Annotated in this window: 5 protein-coding genes; all 5 read left to right on the top strand. The window is 37.6% G+C overall.

Going from position 1 to position 5,790, the window contains the following annotated elements; genetic code table 11:
- A partial coding sequence (locus tag E1171_RS08925; RefSeq protein WP_155205663.1) for a putative sugar nucleotidyl transferase occupies positions 1–1,114 on the top strand: 1,114 nt, incomplete at its 5' end.
- A 256-nt stretch (positions 1,115–1,370) separates the two neighbouring features.
- The gene (locus tag E1171_RS08920) at positions 1,371–2,492 is read left to right on the top strand and encodes a DNA polymerase III subunit (protein WP_155205662.1); all 1,122 of its coding nucleotides are present in this window, start codon (positions 1,371–1,373) and stop codon (positions 2,490–2,492) included.
- 111 nt (positions 2,493–2,603) lie between these two features.
- Positions 2,604–3,557 (top strand): hydroxymethylbilane synthase, encoded by a 954-nt coding sequence (hemC, locus tag E1171_RS08915; protein WP_155205661.1) that lies wholly within the window; start codon positions 2,604–2,606, stop codon positions 3,555–3,557.
- Between the two features lie 216 nt (positions 3,558–3,773).
- Positions 3,774–4,640, top strand: coding sequence for a peptidylprolyl isomerase (locus tag E1171_RS08910; protein ID WP_155205660.1), 867 nt, complete (start codon positions 3,774–3,776; stop codon positions 4,638–4,640).
- A 22-nt stretch (positions 4,641–4,662) separates the two neighbouring features.
- Positions 4,663–5,568, top strand: coding sequence for an SDR family oxidoreductase (locus tag E1171_RS08905; protein WP_155205659.1), 906 nt, complete (start codon positions 4,663–4,665; stop codon positions 5,566–5,568).
- The last annotated feature ends 222 nt before the right edge of the window (positions 5,569–5,790 follow it).

The raw sequence follows: 5,790 nt of genomic DNA, 5'->3' as shown, positions 1-5,790 counted from the left end.
TATACGAACAATTGTAGAAAAATGGGATCACCTTTTAAAAACGGAAATTTCCTTTTTAACTGAGGATTATCTCCAAGAGAAATACCCTTTAGAAACTGGACCTGTAAATCTTTTTATTAATGGAGCACTATGTCCAGACCATGAGCTAGTAAATAAAATTTCTTCTCTACAGCCCCAAGAAGCCCTTGTAAAGGGAGACTTGCTTTTGGCCTTAGTTTCGAACGCTCCTACACCTCCTTCCATTCAGGAGTTAATTGAACTCAACAACTTTCATAAAAAAGAATATAACCAAGAGATAAGTCTGATTAATCAGCCCTCCGATATTTTTCGACTTAACGAGGCACAAATTCGTTCAGATTTCAAGGAAATTACAGCAGATCGGAAATCCGCACCAATTGATGATCCTCACACCATAGTATATGGGAAAGAAAATATTTTTGTAGAAGAGGGAGCACGGATTCGGGCGGCCATTCTAAATGCAGAGAAGGGCCCCATATATATTGGAAAAAATGCTGAAGTTCACGAAGGAGCCATAATAAAAGGCTCTTTTGCCCTTTTGGAAAATTCCCATGTTAATATGGGCGCAAAAATGCGTGGTGATACCACAGTAGGACCTTTTTCAAAAGTAGGAGGTGAAATTGGGAATTCCGTAATATTTGGATACAGCAATAAAGCCCATGAAGGTTACATGGGAAATTCAGTAATTGGAGAGTGGTGCAATATTGGAGCAGATAGCAATACCTCCAATCTGAAAAATAATTACGCTAACGTAAAAATTTGGAATTACGCTAAAGAGGGATTTAAAGACACAGGCTTACTTTTTTGCGGATTGATTATGGGAGACCACTCCAAATGTGGCATTAATACCATGTTTAATACAGGAACCGTTGCAGGAGTAAGTGCCAATATTTTTGGAGACGGGTTTCCAAGAAACTTTATCCCCTCTTTCGCCTGGGGAGGAGCATCAGGTTTTACAACCTTTCAATTAAGAAAGGTTTTTGAAGTCGCCGAAAAAGTCATGGAAAGACGTGGACTTCAACTGGAAGAAGTAGATAAAGCCATAATGAAACATATTTTTTATATTACCGCAAAGTTCAGAGCCTGGGAAAAGTAGAGCGAAGTTTTTATCGTGTCTTCTATTATTTAAAAAAAGAGGGGGCAACCCTTTGACCAGATAATATTGGAATATTGACAAGCTGAAAGAGATGCTTTTTTAGCTCGTAATCGAAAGCCGTGGACTATAAAAATAACGGACTCCTGCTATTCAAAAGCCATTGACAAAAAAGAATATTTTTAAACATGCTTTTAGGTAATTGTGGGATTAAGGGTAATAAACACAGAGATACTTTTCTAAATAGAAATCAAAGAATATGCGATTTGCCGATATAACTGGACTGGATGAAGAAAAGAAATACCTGTTGGGAGCAGTACAAGCCGGACATTTGGCCCATGCTCACTTATTTTCAGGCCCTGAAGGCAGTGCAAACCTTTACTTGGCTTTGGCTTTTGCCACCTATGTGAATTGTTTACAGCCTCTGGAAAATGATGCATGCGGGAAATGTGCCTCTTGCTTAAAAATGGAAAAGTTTGTCCACCCGGATTTTCATTTTGCATTTCCAGTCAGTAGTACCGGAAAAATCACAGGAAAGGATGTCGTAAGTTCAAGCTACCTAAATGATTGGAGAAATTTTCTTTCTAAAAATCCCTACGGAACAGCGAAAGACTGGAGTATGGCTTTTGGTGGGGAGAACAAGCAACTAAATATTTCCAAAGAGGAAAGTAGACATATCATTAAAAATCTTTCTCTGAAAGCCTTTGAGGGAAATTACAAAATCATGCTAATCTGGCTGCCGGAATACATGCATGTAAATGCCTCCAATGCTATTCTAAAAATATTAGAAGAACCGCCGGAAAAAACGCTCTTTTTATTGGTTTCTAACCAAATGGAAAAGTTATTGATTACTATCCTTTCCCGAACTCAATTGATGTATGTTCGGGCATTTTCAGATGAGGAGTTGGTTGAGATTTTAATTAATCAATACCAGTTGGATGAAACCAAAGCTACACAATTGGCGCGCACATCAGAAGGAAATCTTAGTAAGGCTTTGAGCTTATTGGAGGGGGCTGACCATGACAACCAGCAAATGTTTCGTGATTGGATGCGATTATGCTATAGTTTCGACCTTACTCAACTTTCCCAATGGACAGAACGTTTCCATAAATTGAGCAAAGCAGCTCAGCAAACATTCTTACAATATGGTTTAAGTTTGCTTCGAGATACCCTGCTAAGTCACTATGAAAAAGGGCTTATTAGACAGGAAGGGGAAGAGTTAAAGTTTATCACTAACTTTGCCAAAGTGGTGTCTCCGGACAGATTAGAAAAAATGGTCAACAAATTAAGTGAGGCCTGTTATCATCTGGAAAGAAATGCTAACCCCAAAATCCTCTTTTTGGATTTATCTTTACAAATTGCAAAAACAATAAAAAATTAGTGAAGAGTGAGGAGTTAAGAATAAGGAGTTTAGTTCAATTGATGGTTGAAAAAAATTAGTTTTCAGCTCCCATTATTCACTCTTAATTATTAATTCCAGCTGATTTAAGTGATGATTAAAATAGGAACAAGAGGAAGTAAATTGGCCTTATGGCAAGCCCATTATGTAGCGGATAAGCTCAAAAAAGGGGGAATTGATTCGGAAATTGTTATCATTGAAACCAAAGGAGATAAAATTCTGGATGTATCCATTCATAAAATAGGCAGCAAAGGTGTTTTTACGGAAGAAATAGAAGAACAATTGGCAGCAGGAAAAATCGATATTGCGGTGCATAGTGCTAAAGACCTGCAATCGGAATTGCCAAAGGGTTTTGAATTAATTGCTTTTACAGAAAGGGAAGAGGTAAATGATGTCCTTGTGGGTAAGGACAAATCTATCTCCTTAAATTCTAAAAAGGAATTTGTATTGGGCACTTCTTCAACTCGAAGAATAGCCATGTTGAAACACTTCTATCCGCACATAAAAACTACACCTGTAAGAGGAAATTTACAGACCAGAATTAAAAAAATGGAAGAAGGGGAGTGCGATGCCCTGTTACTGGCGTTTGCTGGGGTTCATCGCATGCATTATGATGATTTAATCCTAGAAAAATTCCCCCTGGACAAATCAACTCCAGCTGTGGGACAAGGAAGTGTAGCAATAGAAGTAGCTACTTCATTGCCTCAGGCAAAAAAAGATATTCTACGAAAACACCTAAATCATACCGAAACGGAATACCGCTTATTGGCAGAGAGGGCATTTCTAAAAAAACTACAAGGTGGCTGTAGCGTCCCTGTATTTGCTTTAGCTACATTGAAAAATCAAGATTTATCAATTACGGGAGGGGTCCTAAGTCTGGATGGGAAAGAAATGTTGAAAGAAAACCTTAAAGGATCTGTGGATAAAGCCGAAGAATTAGGAGATCAACTTGCTGGGATCATCCTGAAAAAAGGAGGAGATCGCATGCTCGAGGAAATTAGAAGGCAACAAAATAATGACATAGCAAAGTCTGGTTTTGATATCTAATTCAAATTAACCCATGAAATCAAGAATTGGATTTGAACAAGGATATTCCAATAAAATAAAGAAATACATTTATTGGGACTTATAATTTTTGGAAAGTATAAAAATGATTTAAAAGGCATTTCTAAATGAGAAACCATTTTCCTTTTCAAGAATAAACACTTACTTTTAAATTGTGGAAGAACACTCTTCACTAAATTAAAGTTAATTTACGGACAAATGAATTCTCTAAAAAAAATAAGTTTTTTCCCTTTATTTATCCTCTTTCTTTTTCTGTCGGCTTGTGGTGATAAAGAAGAATTAGTCACAATTCACACCGAATTTGGAGATATTAAGCTAATCCTGTTCGATGAAACCCCACTGCATAAAAAGAACTTCTTAAAACTTGTTGAGCAGGGACAATATGATTCTACCGGTTTCCACCGAGTGATTAAAGATTTCATGGTCCAGGGAGGGGATATTAATGCTAAGCCCAATTTTACAGACTCCGTAAATTACACCATTCCAGCCGAGTTCAACCCAAAATTTTTCCATCAAAGAGGGGCAATTGCAGCAGCTCGAATGGGAGATCACGTTAACCCAAATAGAGAATCCAGCGGCAGTCAATTTTATATAGTGGAAGGTAAAACATTTTCTGTACCCGATTTGGAAGAGTTAGAAAAAAACATGAATCGGGGCCAATTGTATAAAAAGTTCAAAACCATGATCCGTTGGACGAAATACGTGGAACTTCGAAAAGAAATTGAGGCCATCAGCCTAAGTGGAAATCAAGAAGCCGTTCATCAGAAAATTCAGGAAGCAAAGCCTTTGGTAGAAAAGGAATTGGGGAAAGTAGAAGAAATTCATTTTTCTGAAAAACAAAAAGAAATTTATGAATCCAAAGGAGGAACACCTCATTTAGATGGCACCTATACGGTATTTGGTCAAGTAATAGAGGGTATGGATGTGGTGGAAAAGATTGCAAACCAACAAACAGAACTCGCGGATAAGCCCGTAAAGGATGTTTTCATGACCATAACAGTGGAAAATGTACCTAAAAGTGAAATCACCGAAAAATACGGCTATCAATATCCAGAAAAATACTAATCCCTATTAAGATCCTCCTTTCATGAAAGTATTTTTAACCGGAGCAAATGGACTTCTAGGCCAGAAATTAGTTCAATTGTTAGCATCTGACCCACAAATTGAGCTTATCGCCAGTGGCAGAGGACCTTCCCGTTTGCCCCAAATTCCTTATACCTATAAATACATTACCGTAGACATTTGCAAGGAAGAAGAAGTAATAAAGGTAATGGACACCTACAGCCCGGATGCCATAATAAACACTGCGGCTATGACCAATGTGGATCAGTGTGAAGAAAACCGGACGAGTTGCTGGAAAAATAATGTGGAGGCAGTAAAATATTTAATAAAAGCGGCAGAATCTTGTGGAGCTTACTTTCAACATGTATCCACTGATTTTATTTTTGATGGAACTGCGGGACCTTATGAGGAAACAGCTGTTGCCCAACCCGTGAATTATTATGGAGAATCAAAACTAGCTGCTGAAGAATTAGTAAAAACCAGTAAGTTATCCTGGTCTATTATTCGAACCGTCTTGGTGTATGGTTTAGCTTACGACATGAGCCGATCCAATATTATTTTATGGGTAAAAAACAGCCTTGAGAAAAATAAGGAAATCCAAGTGGTTACAGACCAGTGGCGTACCCCTACTCTAGCTGAAGATTTAGCCCAAGGATGTTATCTGGCCCTCAAAAACCAGGCAATTGGAATTTACCATATATCCGGTAAAGACTTTTTAACCCCTTATGAAATGGCCATAAAAACCGCTGACTTTTTTCAATTAGACAAAAGTTTAATCAAAAAAGCGAATTCCTCCAATTTTAAGCAGCCTGCCCTAAGACCTCCTCGCACCGGGTTTATCATAAAAAAGGCCATCAAAGAATTAGGCTATGCTCCCCATTCATTTGATGAAGGGATCGCCATCCTCTCTGAACAATTGATTACTCATTAAATAACCCCTACCTACTATTTCTTAAATACACAAAGCTGTTCCATAAGTCCTTGTGGGTTTAATTTTTTGTGTCTTATTTGGTTTTGCCCTAGACAATCATAACCATGACTTCCCCAAATCCTTCAATATTGGACATTTAGCAATAGCCCCTTTTCCTGAAGAAACAATATGTAAAGTTTTGCAAATATTCTACTTTTCAAAATATTTTATGTTTAAACTCGT

Source organism: Xanthovirga aplysinae (genome assembly GCF_009711365.1).
GTDB lineage: Bacteria > Bacteroidota > Bacteroidia > Cytophagales > Cyclobacteriaceae > Xanthovirga > Xanthovirga aplysinae.
Note: the sequence above shows the minus strand (reverse complement) of the source record. Positions and strands in the feature narration are given on the sequence as shown.

Coding starts and splice junctions, on each gene's coding strand:
- E1171_RS08910 (WP_155205660.1), top strand. CDS start 3,774: ATGAATTCTCTAAAAAAAATAAGTTTTTTCCCTTTATTTATCCTCTTT.
- E1171_RS08905 (WP_155205659.1), top strand. CDS start 4,663: ATGAAAGTATTTTTAACCGGAGCAAATGGACTTCTAGGCCAGAAATTA.
- hemC (WP_155205661.1), top strand. CDS start 2,604: ATGATTAAAATAGGAACAAGAGGAAGTAAATTGGCCTTATGGCAAGCC.
- E1171_RS08920 (WP_155205662.1), top strand. CDS start 1,371: ATGCGATTTGCCGATATAACTGGACTGGATGAAGAAAAGAAATACCTG.